Origin of the sequence: Microbacterium sp. ZW T2_14 (assembly GCF_044987405.1) — a bacterium.
In the GTDB taxonomy this organism is placed as follows: domain Bacteria; phylum Actinomycetota; class Actinomycetes; order Actinomycetales; family Microbacteriaceae; genus Microbacterium.
In genome coordinates this window covers 1-13,499 of sequence record NZ_JBJDRK010000080.1, presented here as the reverse complement: position 1 = coordinate 13,499, position 13,499 = coordinate 1, and the positions used below count along the sequence as shown (strand labels likewise).

The 13,499-nt window shown below is 69.9% G+C and carries 13 protein-coding genes and 1 tRNA gene; 1 reads left to right on the top strand and 13 read right to left on the bottom strand.

Going from position 1 to position 13,499, the window contains the following annotated elements:
• The 13 genes from ACI3KY_RS18835 to gabT form a co-directional block, all read right to left on the bottom strand.
• Nucleotides 1-676 (bottom strand): NAD(P)H-dependent flavin oxidoreductase (locus ACI3KY_RS18835; RefSeq protein ID WP_404931664.1); only part of this gene is annotated, 676 nt, incomplete at its 3' end.
• 121 nt (nucleotides 677-797) lie between these two features.
• A complete protein-coding gene (gene rplA, locus ACI3KY_RS18830) occupies nucleotides 798-1,490 on the bottom strand; it encodes a 50S ribosomal protein L1 (RefSeq protein ID WP_194413151.1) in 693 nt (230 codons plus the stop codon).
• A 14-nt stretch (nucleotides 1,491-1,504) separates the two neighbouring features.
• Nucleotides 1,505-1,936: a 50S ribosomal protein L11 gene (rplK, locus tag ACI3KY_RS18825; protein ID WP_045247325.1), complete on the bottom strand. Its 432-nt coding sequence runs from the start codon at nucleotides 1,934-1,936 to the stop codon at nucleotides 1,505-1,507.
• A 127-nt stretch (nucleotides 1,937-2,063) separates the two neighbouring features.
• Complete coding sequence (nusG, locus tag ACI3KY_RS18820; RefSeq protein ID WP_404931663.1) at nucleotides 2,064-3,290, bottom strand: transcription termination/antitermination protein NusG; 1,227 nt, start codon at nucleotides 3,288-3,290, stop codon at nucleotides 2,064-2,066.
• 82 nt (nucleotides 3,291-3,372) lie between these two features.
• Nucleotides 3,373-3,645, bottom strand: a complete 273-nt coding sequence (gene secE, locus ACI3KY_RS18815; protein ID WP_194413778.1) for a preprotein translocase subunit SecE — start codon at nucleotides 3,643-3,645, stop codon at nucleotides 3,373-3,375.
• 81 nt (nucleotides 3,646-3,726) lie between these two features.
• Nucleotides 3,727-3,799: transfer RNA gene (locus ACI3KY_RS18810), tRNA-Trp, on the bottom strand.
• A gap of 156 nt (nucleotides 3,800-3,955) precedes the next feature.
• The gene (locus ACI3KY_RS18805) at nucleotides 3,956-5,098 is read right to left on the bottom strand and encodes an FAD-dependent monooxygenase (RefSeq protein WP_404931662.1); all 1,143 of its coding nucleotides are present in this window, start codon (nucleotides 5,096-5,098) and stop codon (nucleotides 3,956-3,958) included.
• Between the two features lie 53 nt (nucleotides 5,099-5,151).
• Nucleotides 5,152-5,589, bottom strand: a complete 438-nt coding sequence (locus ACI3KY_RS18800) for a pyridoxamine 5'-phosphate oxidase family protein (protein ID WP_404931661.1) — start codon at nucleotides 5,587-5,589, stop codon at nucleotides 5,152-5,154.
• Nucleotides 5,590-5,740: 151 nt separating this feature from the next.
• On the bottom strand, nucleotides 5,741-7,102 hold the full coding sequence (locus tag ACI3KY_RS18795; RefSeq protein WP_404931660.1) for an NAD-dependent succinate-semialdehyde dehydrogenase: 1,362 nt from the start codon (nucleotides 7,100-7,102) through the stop codon (nucleotides 5,741-5,743).
• 41 nt (nucleotides 7,103-7,143) lie between these two features.
• On the bottom strand, nucleotides 7,144-8,706 hold the full coding sequence (locus ACI3KY_RS18790) for an APC family permease (protein ID WP_404931659.1): 1,563 nt from the start codon (nucleotides 8,704-8,706) through the stop codon (nucleotides 7,144-7,146).
• Entirely contained in the window at nucleotides 8,703-9,623 is a 921-nt protein-coding gene (locus tag ACI3KY_RS18785) for a universal stress protein (RefSeq protein WP_404931658.1), read from the bottom strand. The genes ACI3KY_RS18790 and ACI3KY_RS18785 overlap by 4 nt, the downstream gene beginning before the upstream one ends.
• Nucleotides 9,620-10,999, bottom strand: a complete 1,380-nt coding sequence (locus ACI3KY_RS18780; protein WP_404931657.1) for a flavin monoamine oxidase family protein — start codon at nucleotides 10,997-10,999, stop codon at nucleotides 9,620-9,622. Before ACI3KY_RS18780 ends, ACI3KY_RS18785 begins: the two co-directional genes overlap by 4 nt.
• Nucleotides 11,000-11,122: 123 nt before the next feature.
• The gene (gabT, locus tag ACI3KY_RS18775; protein WP_404931656.1) at nucleotides 11,123-12,484 is read right to left on the bottom strand and encodes a 4-aminobutyrate--2-oxoglutarate transaminase; all 1,362 of its coding nucleotides are present in this window, start codon (nucleotides 12,482-12,484) and stop codon (nucleotides 11,123-11,125) included.
• Between the two features lie 93 nt (nucleotides 12,485-12,577).
• Between gabT and ACI3KY_RS18770 the strand changes: the two genes are divergently transcribed.
• A partial coding sequence (locus ACI3KY_RS18770; RefSeq protein WP_404931655.1) for a PucR family transcriptional regulator ligand-binding domain-containing protein occupies nucleotides 12,578-13,499 on the top strand: 922 nt, incomplete at its 3' end.

Sequence of the window (13,499 nt, the reverse complement as noted above, 5' to 3'; positions counted from 1 at the left end):
CGGCGACCCCACGCCGGTCGGCGATGCCGCCCGCCGCGATCACGGGCACGCCCACGGCGTCGACGACCTGCGGCACCAGCGCGAATGTGCCGACGAGCGACTGCTCGGCCGGGCGCAGGAACGACACGCGATGCCCGCCCGCCTCGGCACCGGTCGCGACGACGGCGTCGACACCGGCGGCGTCGAGGGCTACGGCCTCGGCCACGGTCGTCGCGGTTCCGATGACGCGGATGCCGCGGCTGTGCGCTGCCGTGACCAGCCGCTCGGAGGGGACGCCGAAGACGACGCTCAGCGCCGCGGGCGCGGCATCCAGCACCGCGGTCAGCTGGGAGTCGAGGTCCGGGAGGAACTCGATGGGCGGCAAGGGGTGCGCGAGGCCCAGCTCGTCGAAGAGGGGTGCCGTCGCCTCGATCGCCGGCGCGAGATCGACCTCGCTCGGTGTGACCTCGTCGCCGGTCGGCAGCCAGAGGTTCACCGCGAACGGGCGCGAGGTCGCGGAGTGCAGCGCGGCGAGGGTGTCGCTGATCCGATCCGCCGAGTAGCCGTACAGCCCGTACGAGCCCAGCCCGCCGGCCTCGCTGACGGCTGCGGTCAGCTCGACCGACGACAGCCCGCCGAAAGGGCCGAGCACGATCGGCGCATCGATTCCGAACAGATCCTGGAGCGTCGCGACCATGTCTCCGACGCTACCCCGGCCGCCGGTGCCGCGGCGGACGGTTTCGGGACGACGAAGGGGCCCCACCCGAAGGTGGAGCCCCTTGCGTTGCGACGTGTCGGTCGCCGAGCCTGTCGAAGCGTCAGACGATCGCGTTGACGTCCAGCGGGATGCCGGGGCCGAACGTGGTCGACACGGCGCCCTTCTGGATGTAACGGCCCTTCGAGCTCGAGGGCTTCAGGCGGACGATCTCCTCAAGGGCGACCTTGAGGTTCTCGTCGAGCTGCTCCTCCGAGAAGGACGCCTTGCCGACGACGAAGTGCACGTTGGCGTGCTTGTCGACGCGGAACTCGATCTTGCCGCCCTTGATCTCCTCGACGGCCTTGGCCGGGTTGGGGGTCACGGTGCCGGTCTTGGGGTTCGGCATGAGGCCGCGCGGGCCGAGCACCTTACCCAGTCGACCGACCTGGCCCATGAGCTCGGGCGTCGAGACTGCCGCGTCGAACGCGGTCCAGCCACCGGCGACACGCTCGATGAGCTCGGCGCCACCGACCTCGTCCGCACCCGCGGCGATCGCGGCCTCAGCGGCCGGACCCGTCGCGAACACGATGACACGAGCGGTCTTGCCGGTGCCGTGCGGGAGGATGACGGTGCCGCGCACCATCTGGTCGGCCTTGCGCGGGTCGACCGCGAGCTTCAGCGCGACCTCGACGGTCGAGTCGAACTTGGCCGAGCCGGTCTGCTTCGCGAGCGCGACGGCTTCGGTGGGGGTGTAGAACTTGTCCGCCTCGATCTTGGCGGCTGCGGCCCGGAAGGCCTTGGACTTGGTAGCCATGTTTCCTCTTCCCCTCAGTCCTCGACCGTGATGCCCATGGAACGGGCGGTGCCGGCGATGATCTTCGAGGCGGCCTCGATGTCGTTCGCGTTAAGGTCAGGCTGCTTCGTCTCGGCGATCTGGCGGACCTGCTCCTTGGTGAGCTTCGCGACCTTGACCGTGTGAGGGGTCTTGGAGCCCTTCTGGACGCCCGCAGCCTTCTTGATGAGCTCAGCGGCCGGCGGGGTCTTCAGGATGAACGTGAAGCTGCGGTCCTCGTAGACGGTGATCTCCACGGGGATGACGTTGCCGCGCTGCGACTCGGTCGCGGCGTTGTACGCCTTGCAGAACTCCATGATGTTGACGCCATGCTGACCGAGCGCGGGCCCGATCGGCGGCGCCGGGTTGGCGGCACCGGCGTTGATCTGAAGCTTGATCAGGCCGGTCACCTTCTTCTTCGGTGCCATTCTTCTTCCTTTCGTCGAACAGCGGATGCCGGAGCACCCTGTTCTCCCGCGAATCCGGCCGTTCCGGATCGCGGTGTCCATCGCGTGCGCTCAGCGCGCACGCAAACCTGAGAAGTCTACCAGCCGGTCAGAGCTTGGTGACCTGGTCGAAGCTCAGCTCGACCGGCGTCTCGCGCTCGAAGAGCGAGACGAGGACCGTGAGCTTGCCGCTCTCGGGCTTGATCTCGCTGATCGTGCCGGGCAGGCCCGCGAACGAGCCTTCCTTGATCGTGATGGTCTCGCCCACCTCGAAGTCGACCTCGGCGGGGATGACGCGGGTCGCGGCGGCGGCGCCCTTCTTGCCCGCTCCGCCCTTCGCACCGGCGACCTCCTTGACCTCGACGAGGCTCTTCAGCATGTTGAAGGCCTCCTCGAAGCGCAGCGGCGTCGGGTTGTGGGCGTTGCCGACGAAGCCGGTGACACCGGGCGTGTGGCGCACGACCGACCACGTGTCTTCGTTCAGGTCCATGCGCACGAGCACGTAGCCGGGGATCCGGACGCGCGTGACCATCTTGCGCTGACCGTTCTTGATCTCGACGACGTCCTCCATCGGGACCTCGATCTGGTAGATGTCGTCCTCGACCTCGAGCGTCGACTTGCGCTGCTCGATGTTGGCCTTCACCTTGCGCTCGAAGCCCGCGTACGAGTGGATGACGTACCACTTGCCCGGCAGGGTGCGCAGCTCGGCTCGGAACGTCTCGTACGGGTCCTCGTCCTCGTCCTCGTCGTCGCTCTCCGCGTCGTCCGAGGCGCCGTCGGCGCTCTCGTCGTCGGAGGAGTCGTCGTCCGCGAACTCGTCGTCCGAGTCCTCGTCGTCCGAGTCCTCGTCGTCCTCGAACACCGGAGCCTCTGCGGCATCGGCCGGGGAGACGGATGCCTCGACCTCGTCGACGACGCCGGCTGCGGCATCCACCTCCGCGACGAAGTCTTCGTCGAGCTCGGGCTCGTCCTCGTCGCCGTTCACGTCAGGACCGTCGTAGGGCGTCACCTCGTCCGCGGCCTCGGCCTCGCGCTCGGCGACCTCCTCTGCGAGGGAGTCGTTGATGACCTCGGCTGCCGCCTCGGTCTCTGCCGTCTCGTCAAGGTTGAGAGCGTCGTTCACGATCGCGTCCGCCTCCGGGTCGTCGATGTCGATGTCGTCCAGGTCGGCGTCGTCATCGGCACCGTCGTCCACGATGTGGATCGCGACGTGCTCGGCCGCCTCGACCGAGCGCTCCTCCTCGGCGAGGACGTTGCCCTCCTGGGCTTCGTCGTCCTCCGAGGACTGCTCTGCGGCGGTCGCCCAATCGGCGTCGTCGACATATCTTTCAGTCACGTGAGTTCTCTTCCGTTCCGTACGCTGCCGGACCTGCGGTCCGCCCGTGTCATGGTCCCGGCCAGGCCGGGGCACTCGGGGATCAGGCGCCGGGCACTCCGAAGACGTACGTCGTGATCCACACGAAGAGCACGTCCAGGCCGTAGACGAGCGCCATCATCACGACGACGAAGCCGAGCACCACGAGCGTGTACTTCAGCAGCTCCTGGCGCGTCGGGGTGACGACCTTGCGGAGCTCGGCGAAGACCTGACGGACGAACAGGGCGATGCGAGCGAAGACGTTGAGCTTCTTTTCGCGGGGTGCAGCCGTTCCCTCAGCGGGGACGACGTCGCCCTTCGGCTCGTCCTGAACCATCGATGCCACCTGATTACCTTCCGTGAGCCGACACGGGTCGACCGCACTTTCTTATCAACGCAGGATGTATGCGCTGACGCGCAGGGCGGACAGGAATCGAACCTGCAACCTGCGGTTTTGGAGACCGCTGCTCTGCCAATTGAGCTACCGCCCTAGAGACCCGGAGGTCTCGTGAAGCACGCACTCTTCCCCTCTCACCGCGGTTTGAGGATCCGTGTCCGGCAACGGGCACGGCGAAAGAATGCAGACTTCAACTGCACGTTCCAGTGTACGGCATGCCCGCGGACGCCGCGAACCGGAGGCACTCGCCTCAGATGCCGCGCAGCGCCCGCGCGAGCAGATTCCGGATGCCGAGAGCCGGTCGACTGGCCGGCACGAGGAAGGCCGCTCCCAGCGCGGCGCCGCCCTGTGCCCGCCGCACGACGGGCGCGTGCTGCGCCTCGTACGCGGTCAGCGCAGCGGCCAGATCGGAGCCGTCCCGCAGGGCGCCGTCCAGCGCACGAGCACCGAGGAGGGCCATGCTCGAACCCTCGCCGAGGATCGTCAGGCTGGACGCAGCATCGCCGAGCAGCACCACGCGTCCGCGCCACCACGGGTGGGCGTCCACGCGCCGCACGCGGTCGAAGTAGAGGTCCTCGGCATCGTCGAGGGCGGCGAGGAATTCGCGCGCGCGCCAGCCCGTCGACGCGTAGCGCTGGCGCAGCAGCCCGACCTGCGCAGCCCGGTCGCGCGGCGCCTCCTCGGTCCGGAAGATGAACGCGACACCCGGGTGGCCGCCGGCGGGATGCACGGTCAGAGAACGCCCCGGCTCGTTGTACATCGTCACGACCCGGGGGTCGTGACTCGTCAACGGCAGCGGGACCGTCGCAATGGCGAGGCGCGGCGATCGACTCCGGGTCGCGACGCGACCCGTGGCTCCGCGCGACGCGCCGACGGCGAGCGCAGACGCGGTCGGCGCCGGTTCCCACAGCGCACGCCGGGTCGCCGAGTTCTGTCCATCGGCTCCGACGACGAGGTCGAACCGCTCCTCGCCCCCGGAGGCGAAACGCACATCGACGCCGTCGGCGTGGGGAGACAGCGTCTCGAAGGTGTCGTCGAACCGCACGTCGGCGACATCCTGGGCTGCCGTCGTCAGCACGGAGGCGAGATCGACGCGCGCGATCTCGATGTCGAGCGGGTCGGAGCGTATCCGGATCGTGGTGAACACGCGCCCGTCGCGGTCGATGAGCGCCAGCGTGTCCGCGCCCGTGTCGTGCGCCCGCGCCGCGGCCTCCAGGCCCAGACCGCGCACCACATCCAGCGCAGGGCCACGGACGTCGACGGGACTGCCGCTGGAGCGCACGCCGACGCTGCGCTCCACCACGGTCACGTCGTGGCCGCTGCGACCGAGGAGCGCACCGGCAGCGGCCCCGGCGATCCCTGCGCCGACGACGAGGATGCGATGGCTGCGCATGTGCGGCGCCGTCACCGTCGCCCGTGCGCCGCGGAGGTCAGGATGTGGTCCACTCAGTACTGCTGGATGCCGTAGCGGTCCGGCTCGGGAGCCCGTTCGAACGCCCGGCCCGACAGCGAGGTCGGCTCGACGCGCACGTACGTGTACTTGAGGGTCGGGATCCAGGGCCGGAGGCCGAGACCGTCCGCCCGTTCCACCTCCGCCGAGGTGTCCAGCGAGTGCGCGCGGCCGCGGAGGATCACACTCCACGCGTCGGTGTCGGTGTGGTCGTCGACCTCGAAGAGCACCTCGTCGTTGACGGTCAGTTCGAACAGCTTGCTGCCCTGCGCGGTGCGGAACAGCACGCTCTCGCCGTCGACGACGTAGTTCACGGGGAAGATGTCGAGCACCTCGCCGACATGCGTCACGAGGCGGCCGAGCTCCTGGCCGCGCAGGCGCTCCCAGCACTGCTCATCCGAGAGGGCGACGACCGGGTCCGATGTCTCTGCCATGACTCCATCCTGGCGCTCGCATCCCGTCCGCGACACCCCCCGGAAGGCGGCTCCCTGACGCGGTCTCGACCCGCGAGACAAGGGATTCTCGTCGAGACAGCGGGCGATGCCCTCCGTCTCGACGAGAATCCCCGGTCTGGACGTCAGCGGGTCAGGCGCCGACGCGGATGAGCTTCTTGTTGACGAACTCGTCGGCGGCGAGCAGGCCCATCTCGCGCGCCGTGCCGGAGCGCTTCACGCCGCCGAAGGGCAGGCCCGGCTCGTCGGCGAGCACGACGTTGACGTAGACCATGCCGGCGTCGATCTTGTCGGCGACCCGTTTGGCCTGCTCCTCGTCCGTCGTGAAGACGTAAGAGCCGAGGCCGTAGCTGGTGTCGTTGGCGACCGCGACGGCGGCGTCCTCGTCTGCGACCCGGTACACGACGCCGACCGGGCCGAAGAACTCCTCGCGATAGGCGTCCATGTCGCTCGTGACGTCGGTCAGGACGGTGCCGGGGTAGAAGGCTCCGTCGCGCGTGCCGCCCGTCACGAGCGTCGCGCCCTGCGACACCGCCTTGTCGACCTGCTCGGCCAGGCGCTCCGCCGCCGTGAGCGACGACAGCGGGCCGAGCACGGTGTCATCGGCGAACGGGTCGCCGACCTTCGCGCTGGACATCGCCGCCGTGAACTTCTCGAGGAAGTCGTCGTACAGACCGTCGACCACGATGAAGCGCTTGGCCGCGTTGCACGACTGCCCCGTGTTGTCCAGACGCGCGGCGACCGCGGCCTCCACGGCGCCATCGAGATCGTCGGTGGAGAGCAGGATGAACGGGTCCGAGCCGCCGAGCTCGAGCGCGACCTTCTTGAGGTTGCGCCCCGCGATCTCGGCGACCGCAGCACCGGCGCGCTCGGAGCCGGTCACCGACACGCCCTGCACGCGGCGGTCGGCGATGATGGCCGCCGCCTGGTCGTTCGTCGCGTAGATGTTCGTGTACACGCCCTCGAGTCCCGCGTCGGCGTAGATCGCCGCGATCGCGGCGGCCGACTCGGGGCACTGCGGTGCGTGCTTGAGGAGGATCGTGTTGCCCACCACGATGTTGGGCGCCGCGAAGCGGGCGACCTGGTAGTACGGGAAATTCCACGGCATGATGCCCAGCAGCACGCCGAGAGGCGACCGGCGGATGACCGCGGTGCCCTCGCCGTCGATGTCGATCGGCTGGTCGCCCGTGATCTTCTCGGCGTGGTCCGCGTAGTACTCGGTGATGTCGGCTGCGAAGTCGACCTCGCCGAGCGCCGCCTCGAGCGGCTTGCCCATCTCGCGCACGATGATCGCGGCGAGTTCGTCGCGGCGCTCACGGTGCAGTTCGGCGACCTTGCGGATGCCCGCTGCGCGCTCGGCGACCGGCTGATCGCGCCAGCTGCGGTAGGCGGCATCCGCTCCCGCGATCGCGGCCTCGAGGGCCTCATCGGTGATGGTCGGATACGTGGCCAGGGTCTCGCCCGTGGCCGGGTTCACGACGGCGTAGTCGGTCATGCTTGCTCTCCGATCGGATGGATGGGGGGACAGTCTGCCCGTCAGCGACGGACGCGTCGAAGGCTTTCGGGTGCGTCGATACCGAGTGTCTCACCGCGGAAGAACGCCGGACGCTTGATCGCCTGCCAGATCATGATCACGACGCCCACGAGGATCACGGTGACCCCGAGCACGAAGACCAGGCCGAGGCCGAAGACGCTCGATCCGCTGCCGTAGGCCGGGTCCATCGAGTCGATGAGGGTCGTCACGAACAGGACCGCGAGGATGGCGCCGCCGACGAGCGGGAACAGGAAGGTGAAGAAGAAGCTCCGCACCGAATCGAACCACTGCTTGCGGAAGTACCAGACGCACGCGAACGCGGTGAGGCCGTAGTAGAAGCAGATCATCATGCCGAGCGACAGGATCGTGTCGGTGAGCACGTTCTCGCTCACCACACGCATCACGGCGTAGAACACGGACGCGACGATCGCCGACACGACGGTGGCGTAGCCCGGGGTGAAGAAGCGCGGGCTGACGCGTGCGAACTTGTCGGGCAGGGCCCCGTAATGCCCCATCGCGAGCAGCGTCCGCGCCGGGCCGACGGCGGTCGACTGCAGCGAGGCCGCCGAGCTCGACAGCACGGCGAGCGACACGAGGAACGCGAGCGGCCCGAGGATCGGGTCGGAGAGGGCGAAGAACACGTTGGCCGAGATCTCCTCGTTCGCCAGCCCCAGCGCGCCGGTGCCGACGCCCGCGAACATCATCAGGCCGATCGACAGCAGGAGGTACAGCGAGACGACGATGACGACGGTGAGCATCGCGGCGCGACCCGGGGTCTTCGCCGGGTTCTTCGTCTCCTCGTTCATGGTGAGGACGACGTCCCAGCCCCAGAAGATGAAGATCGAGAGCGACAGTCCGGCCGCGAAGGCGCTGAAGGTCGGCACCTCGAACGGGTTGAACCACGACCACGAGAAGGCGGTGGGATCGGGCGCATCGCCCGAGACCGCCTTGACGATCGCGACGACCGCGAAGAGCACCAGCACGACGAGCTGGAAGGTCACCAGGATGTACTGGAACTTCTGGGTGGTCTGCATGTCGCGGTAGGAGATGAGGGTGGCGCCCAGCATGAACAGCAGGCACACGGCGACATTGATGAAGGGATTGAACGCGAGGTCGGCGATGGCGGGGTTGCCGGTCAGCTGCGAAATCAGCAGGAACAGGAACTCCACGGCGATGCCGGCGAGGTTCGAGAGCACGATGACGGTGGCGGCGATGAGGCCCCACCCGGTCATCCAGCCGATCCACGGACCGAACGCCCGCACGCCCCACGTGAACGAGGTGCCCGAGTCGGGCATCGCGCGGTTGAGCTCGCGGTAGCCGAACGCCGTCAGCAGCATCGGGATGAAGCCGACCAGGATGATCGCCGGCACCTGGGTGCCGACGACCGCGACCGTGGGGCCGAGCGATGCGGTCAGCGTGTAGGCCGGGGCGATGGTCGAGATGCCGATGACGACCGCGCCGAGCACGCCGACGGCGCCGGCGCTGAGTCCCTTCTTCGACAATCCGCCGGCGTCGACGCCGGCATCGAGTGGCGCCGCGGCGCCGGTCTGCTGGGAAGCGCTCATGCGCGTTCTCCTTCTTCGGCGCCGGCGCGCGACAGTGCGCGGGCGCTCTCCTTGTCGTATGTGCGGGGCACGACGACCATCGGGACGGGAAGCTCGTGCAGCATCTTGGCCGCCGTCGAGCCGAGGAACAGGCGTCGGGGCTGTGCCAGCCGGCTGGAGCCGACGACGGCGAGCTCACCCGGCTCCCAGGCCAGGTGGGCGACGGCGTCTTCGATGCTCTCGCCGCGCGCGACGACCACGTCGGCGTCGAGGCCGGCGGGAAGCGCGTCGAGCGCCTTGCCGAGGACGTCGTCGGCGTGCGCCGCCCCCGCGATGCGGATCACGCCGGTGTCGACGCCGACCGGCAGGTCGACCGAGACGAGCGACAGCAGCCGCAGCGGCGCCCCGGCTGCGGTGGCGATCGCGAGGCTCGCATCGAGGAGCGCGCTCGCGCCGGGCCGCGTGCCGATCGCGGCCGTGACGCGGCTGATGCCGGTGACGTCGGTCTGCCGTGTGCCCTCCGGGGCCAGGGCGACGGCGACGTCGGAGGAGTGGAGCAGCTCGGTGGCGACGGTTCCCAGGCGGTGGCGGCCGCGCAGCCCGCCGTTCGCCGCGCCCACCACGATGAGCGAAGCCCCGAGCTCGTGCGCGGCCGCGATCAGCCCTTCGGCGAACGAGTCGCCGAAGCGCACGTGAGACTGGTGCGCCACGGCATCCGGAATCGACCCGGCCGCCTCAGCGAGCCACGTCTCCGCCTGCCCCTGGAGGTAGCGGTCGTAGCTCGCGTCGGGCGGTGTGATGACGCTGCGGTCCTCCCCCGGCAGCACGAGCACGAGATCGAGCGCGGCCCCGGTGGCGGCGGCCAGGCGCACCCCCAGCGCGACGGCGTCGGCGCCGGCATCCGTCGCCGTGTAGCCGACGACCACGTGCGCGGTCATCGTCGGGCCGCTTCGACGATGTTCGCAGCGGCCAGGCGTCCCATGCGGATGGCGCCGTCGACGTGCTGGTAGCCGGCGCCGGCCACGTCGCTGCAGGCGAAGTGGATGGGACCGACGGCCTCGCGCACATCGGCGCCGTACCGGTGCAGGCCCCCCATGTCGAAGCTGGCGGCGTACGCGCCGCGGGTCCACTCCTCCGAGCCCCAGTCGCTCTCGTAGTACACGACCGGGTTCTCGGCCTCGGCGCCGTAGTAGTGCGACAGCGATGCGAGGATGCGCTCCTTGCGCTCCTCCGGCGTCAGGCGGAAGACGTCGTCCGCGTTGCGGTCCGACACGAAGCCGACGAGCGTCCCCCGGTCATCGGCGTGGTTCGTGTTGTCGTAGGCCTCGTGCACGAGCTCGTACGGGCTGAACGCCGTGCCCGAGAGGCCCTGCTCACGCCAGAACGGACGGTCGTAGACGGCGTGCACCTTGATCACGAAGCCCATGGAGATGTGCTGGTGCATCTGGTGCTGGAGGCGCGGCAGCGCCGGCACGAACGAGATGCGGTTGTAGAGCACCGGTGCGTGCGCGAGGATCACGTACCGCGCGTGCACGCGCAGATCGCCGTCGGCCTCGACGGTCACCCCACCGGTCCCCGAGCCGGTCGAAGGCGACCACGCGACAGTGCGGACCGGGTGCCCGAGCAGCACGTCGTCGCCGAGGCGCTCGGCCAGCAGCAGCGGAACCTGCTGCAGGCCCCCGATCACGCGCTTGTCGAGGATGAAGTCCGCGTCCACGAGGTTCGAGTACGACCCGGCGGAGGCCGCCATCAGCAGCGACTGCAGGAGGGAGAAGGCGTGCGTGGGCTTGGTGAGCATCGCCGAGCCGGTCGCGAACGCGAGGTTGCGGACGGCCTCGTCGTCGTCGGTCTGCGCGCGCAGCCACGCATCCCACGTGATCGCGTCCCATTCGGCCGCCTTCTGGTGGGCCCACGGGCGGTCGGGATCGATCTCGGCGACCATGGCGTCCAGACGCTCGGTGATCTCGGCGATCACACGCTCGGTCTCCGGCGCCACGGGGAACATCTCGCCCGTGAAGCGGACCGACGCGCCGTCGGCCCCGACGTACACCGACTCGCCCTCGCGATAGCGGCTGTAGGTCTCGAGGCCCAGCTCGGCGATCGTCTCCTTGAGGGCGTCCTGGTCGGGCGACACCCACTGGCCGCCGATCTCGAGCATGGCGCCGTCGATGACATCGGTCCACAGACGCCCGCCGACGCGGTCGCGTGCCTCGAGCACGACGACCGACAGACCGGCCTTCTTCAGTTCGTTGGCAGCGGTGGTGCCGGCGGCACCGGCGCCGACGATGACGACGTCGCGGGTCAGCTCGGTCATGGGGACTCCTTCGTCAGGGCGCGCATGCTCGCGCGCCTCGCGTGTGGTTCGGTACCCCGCGGCGGCCGGTCGGGCCGCCGCGGGATCGATCCGAGGATCAGAGGTTCAGGCGGATCGGAGGGATCAGGATGCCGCGAGCGCTGCTGCGACGACGTCCAGGCCCTCGTGGAGCAGGTCGTCGGTGATCGACAGCGGCGGCAGGAAACGGATCACGTTCCCGTAGGTGCCGCAGGTGAGCACGATGACGCCCTGTGCGATGGACGCCTTCGCGACCGCGGCGGTGAGCGCGGCATCCGGCTCTCCCGTCGCGGGGTCCACGAACTCGGCCGCGATCATCGCACCGTGGCCGCGCACGTCGCCGACGCGCGGATCGGCGGCCTGGAGCTGCTGCAGGCGGCCCTTGAGGACGGTCTCGATCTCGCGGGCGCGCTCGAGCATCCCGTCGTTCTCGAACACGTCGATCGCGGCGAGCGCCGCGGCACAGGCGACGGGATTGCCACCGTAGGTTCCGCCGAGGCCGCCTGCGTGCGAGGCATCCATCATCTCTGCTCGTCCGGTGACGGCCGCGAGCGGCAGGCCCCCCGCGATGCCCTTGGCGGTGGTGATGAGGTCGGGGACGATGCCGAAGACCTCGCTCGCGAACATCTCGCCCGTGCGGGCGAAGCCGGTCTGGATCTCGTCGGCGATGAACACCACGTCGTTCGCGCGGCACCAGTCGACGAGCGCCGGAAGGTAGCCGTCGGCGGGGACGATGAAGCCGCCCTCGCCCTGGATCGGCTCGATGATCACGGCGGCGAGGTTGTCGGCGCCGACCTGCTTCTCGATGAGCGAGATGGCCTTCTTGGCCGCCTCGGGGCCGGTGAGCCCGTCGCGGTACGGGTACGACAGCGGCGCGCGGTAGATCTCCGAGGCGAAGGGCCCGAAGCCGCTCTTGTACGGCATCGCCTTGGCGGTCAGGGCCATCGTGAGGTTCGTGCGGCCGTGGTAGCCGTGGTCGAACGCGACGACGGCCTGCTTGCCGGTGTACTTCCGGGCGATCTTGACGGCGTTCTCCACCGCCTCGGCGCCCGAGTTGAACAGGGCGCTCTTCTTGGCGTGGTCGCCGGGCGTGATGCGGTTGAGCGCCTCGGCGACCGACACGTAGGAGTCGTACGGCGCGATCATGAAGCAGGTGTGGGTGAACTGGGCGACCTGCGCCTGCACCGCCGCGACCACCTTCGGGTGCGCGTTGCCGATCGTGGTGACCGCGATCCCCGAACCGAGGTCGATGAGCGAGTTGCCGTCGGCATCGACGATGACCCCGCCGCCCGCTGCGACCGCGTGGACGGGCGCGGTGTGACCCACTCCGGCCGCCACGGCATCGGCCTTGCGGTCGAGGAGCTCCTGCGAGCGGGGACCGGGGATGCTGGTGACCAGGCGGCGCTCCTGCGGGAGGGTCGGACCGCCGAGGGGCGTTTCTGTGACGATGTCGGCTGCGCTGCTCATGCTGGGGAGCGTATGTCGCTCCACGGAGCCCTCGCACCCTCCCTGCTGTACATTCTGTTTGCCTCGCTGTACCCCCCGTACACTCGGAGCATCATGGATGCCGATGCCCCCACCCTCCGCGCGCTGCTCGCACGCCGCGACCTGCGGCTGAAGCTGACGGGCGACGACCCCAGGCCGCAGGCCTTGGACAGGGCGATCCGCTGGGTGCACAGCTCGGATCTCGCCGATCCCACCCCGTTCCTCTCCGAGGGCCTCGTGCTGCTCACCACCGGCACCCAGTTCCCGCAGGGCGACGGCGCGTCCGAGGTGTACCGCGCCTACGTCCGCCGCCTCGCGGCACGCGGCGTCGTCGGCCTCGGTTTCGGCACGGAGGTGGTGCGCGACGGCATCCCTCCGGCGCTGATCGACGCGTGCCGGGACGAGCGGATGCCGCTGTTCGAGGTGCCGTATCGCACGCCGTTCATCGCGGTGGCGCGCGCGAACGCCGAGGCGATCGCCGCCGAGGCCTACGCCCGCCGCAGCTGGGCGCTCGCCGCACAGCGCGCGATCGCCCTGGCGGCGCTCCGCCCGGACGGGCTCGGGGCGACCGTGGCCGAGCTCGCCAAGCAGCTCGACACCTGGGTGGGCATGTTCGACGCCGCCGGCGAGCTGGCACGCGAGCACCCCGCGGGCGCGCTCGATTCGGAGACGTCCGCCGCGCTGCAGCGCGAGGTGACCGGAGTGCTCCACCGCGGTGCCCGCGCCGGATCGTCGCTGCACCTCGGCGACACGCCCTTCACGCTGCAGACGCTCGGACGAGGCGGCCATCTGCGCGGCGTGATCGCGATCGCCGCCGGCGACCTCGACCAGGAGGGACGCGTCGTCGTCACCGCGGTGATCGCGATGGCCGGCCTGGCGCTCGAGCAGCAGCAGGGACTCGGCCGCGCACGCTCGGCGCTGCGGGCGGGCCTCGTGCAGTCGCTCCTGAGCGGCGACCCGGGGCTGGCTCGCCGCACCTCACGGGAGCTGTGGGGAC

Excerpts from the sequence above, each read along its gene's own strand:
- rplA (WP_194413151.1), bottom strand. The coding sequence starts at position 1,490 with ATGGCTACCAAGTCCAAGGCCTTCCGGGCCGCAGCCGCCAAGATCGAG.
- ACI3KY_RS18780 (WP_404931657.1), bottom strand. The coding sequence starts at position 10,999 with ATGACCGAGCTGACCCGCGACGTCGTCATCGTCGGCGCCGGTGCCGCC.
- rplK (WP_045247325.1), bottom strand. The coding sequence starts at position 1,936 with ATGGCACCGAAGAAGAAGGTGACCGGCCTGATCAAGCTTCAGATCAAC.
- ACI3KY_RS18785 (WP_404931658.1), bottom strand. The coding sequence starts at position 9,623 with ATGACCGCGCACGTGGTCGTCGGCTACACGGCGACGGATGCCGGCGCC.
- ACI3KY_RS18795 (WP_404931660.1), bottom strand. The coding sequence starts at position 7,102 with ATGACCGACTACGCCGTCGTGAACCCGGCCACGGGCGAGACCCTGGCC.
- ACI3KY_RS18800 (WP_404931661.1), bottom strand. The coding sequence starts at position 5,589 with ATGGCAGAGACATCGGACCCGGTCGTCGCCCTCTCGGATGAGCAGTGC.
- ACI3KY_RS18805 (WP_404931662.1), bottom strand. The coding sequence starts at position 5,098 with ATGCGCAGCCATCGCATCCTCGTCGTCGGCGCAGGGATCGCCGGGGCC.
- gabT (WP_404931656.1), bottom strand. The coding sequence starts at position 12,484 with ATGAGCAGCGCAGCCGACATCGTCACAGAAACGCCCCTCGGCGGTCCG.
- secE (WP_194413778.1), bottom strand. The coding sequence starts at position 3,645 with ATGGTTCAGGACGAGCCGAAGGGCGACGTCGTCCCCGCTGAGGGAACG.
- ACI3KY_RS18790 (WP_404931659.1), bottom strand. The coding sequence starts at position 8,706 with ATGAGCGCTTCCCAGCAGACCGGCGCCGCGGCGCCACTCGATGCCGGC.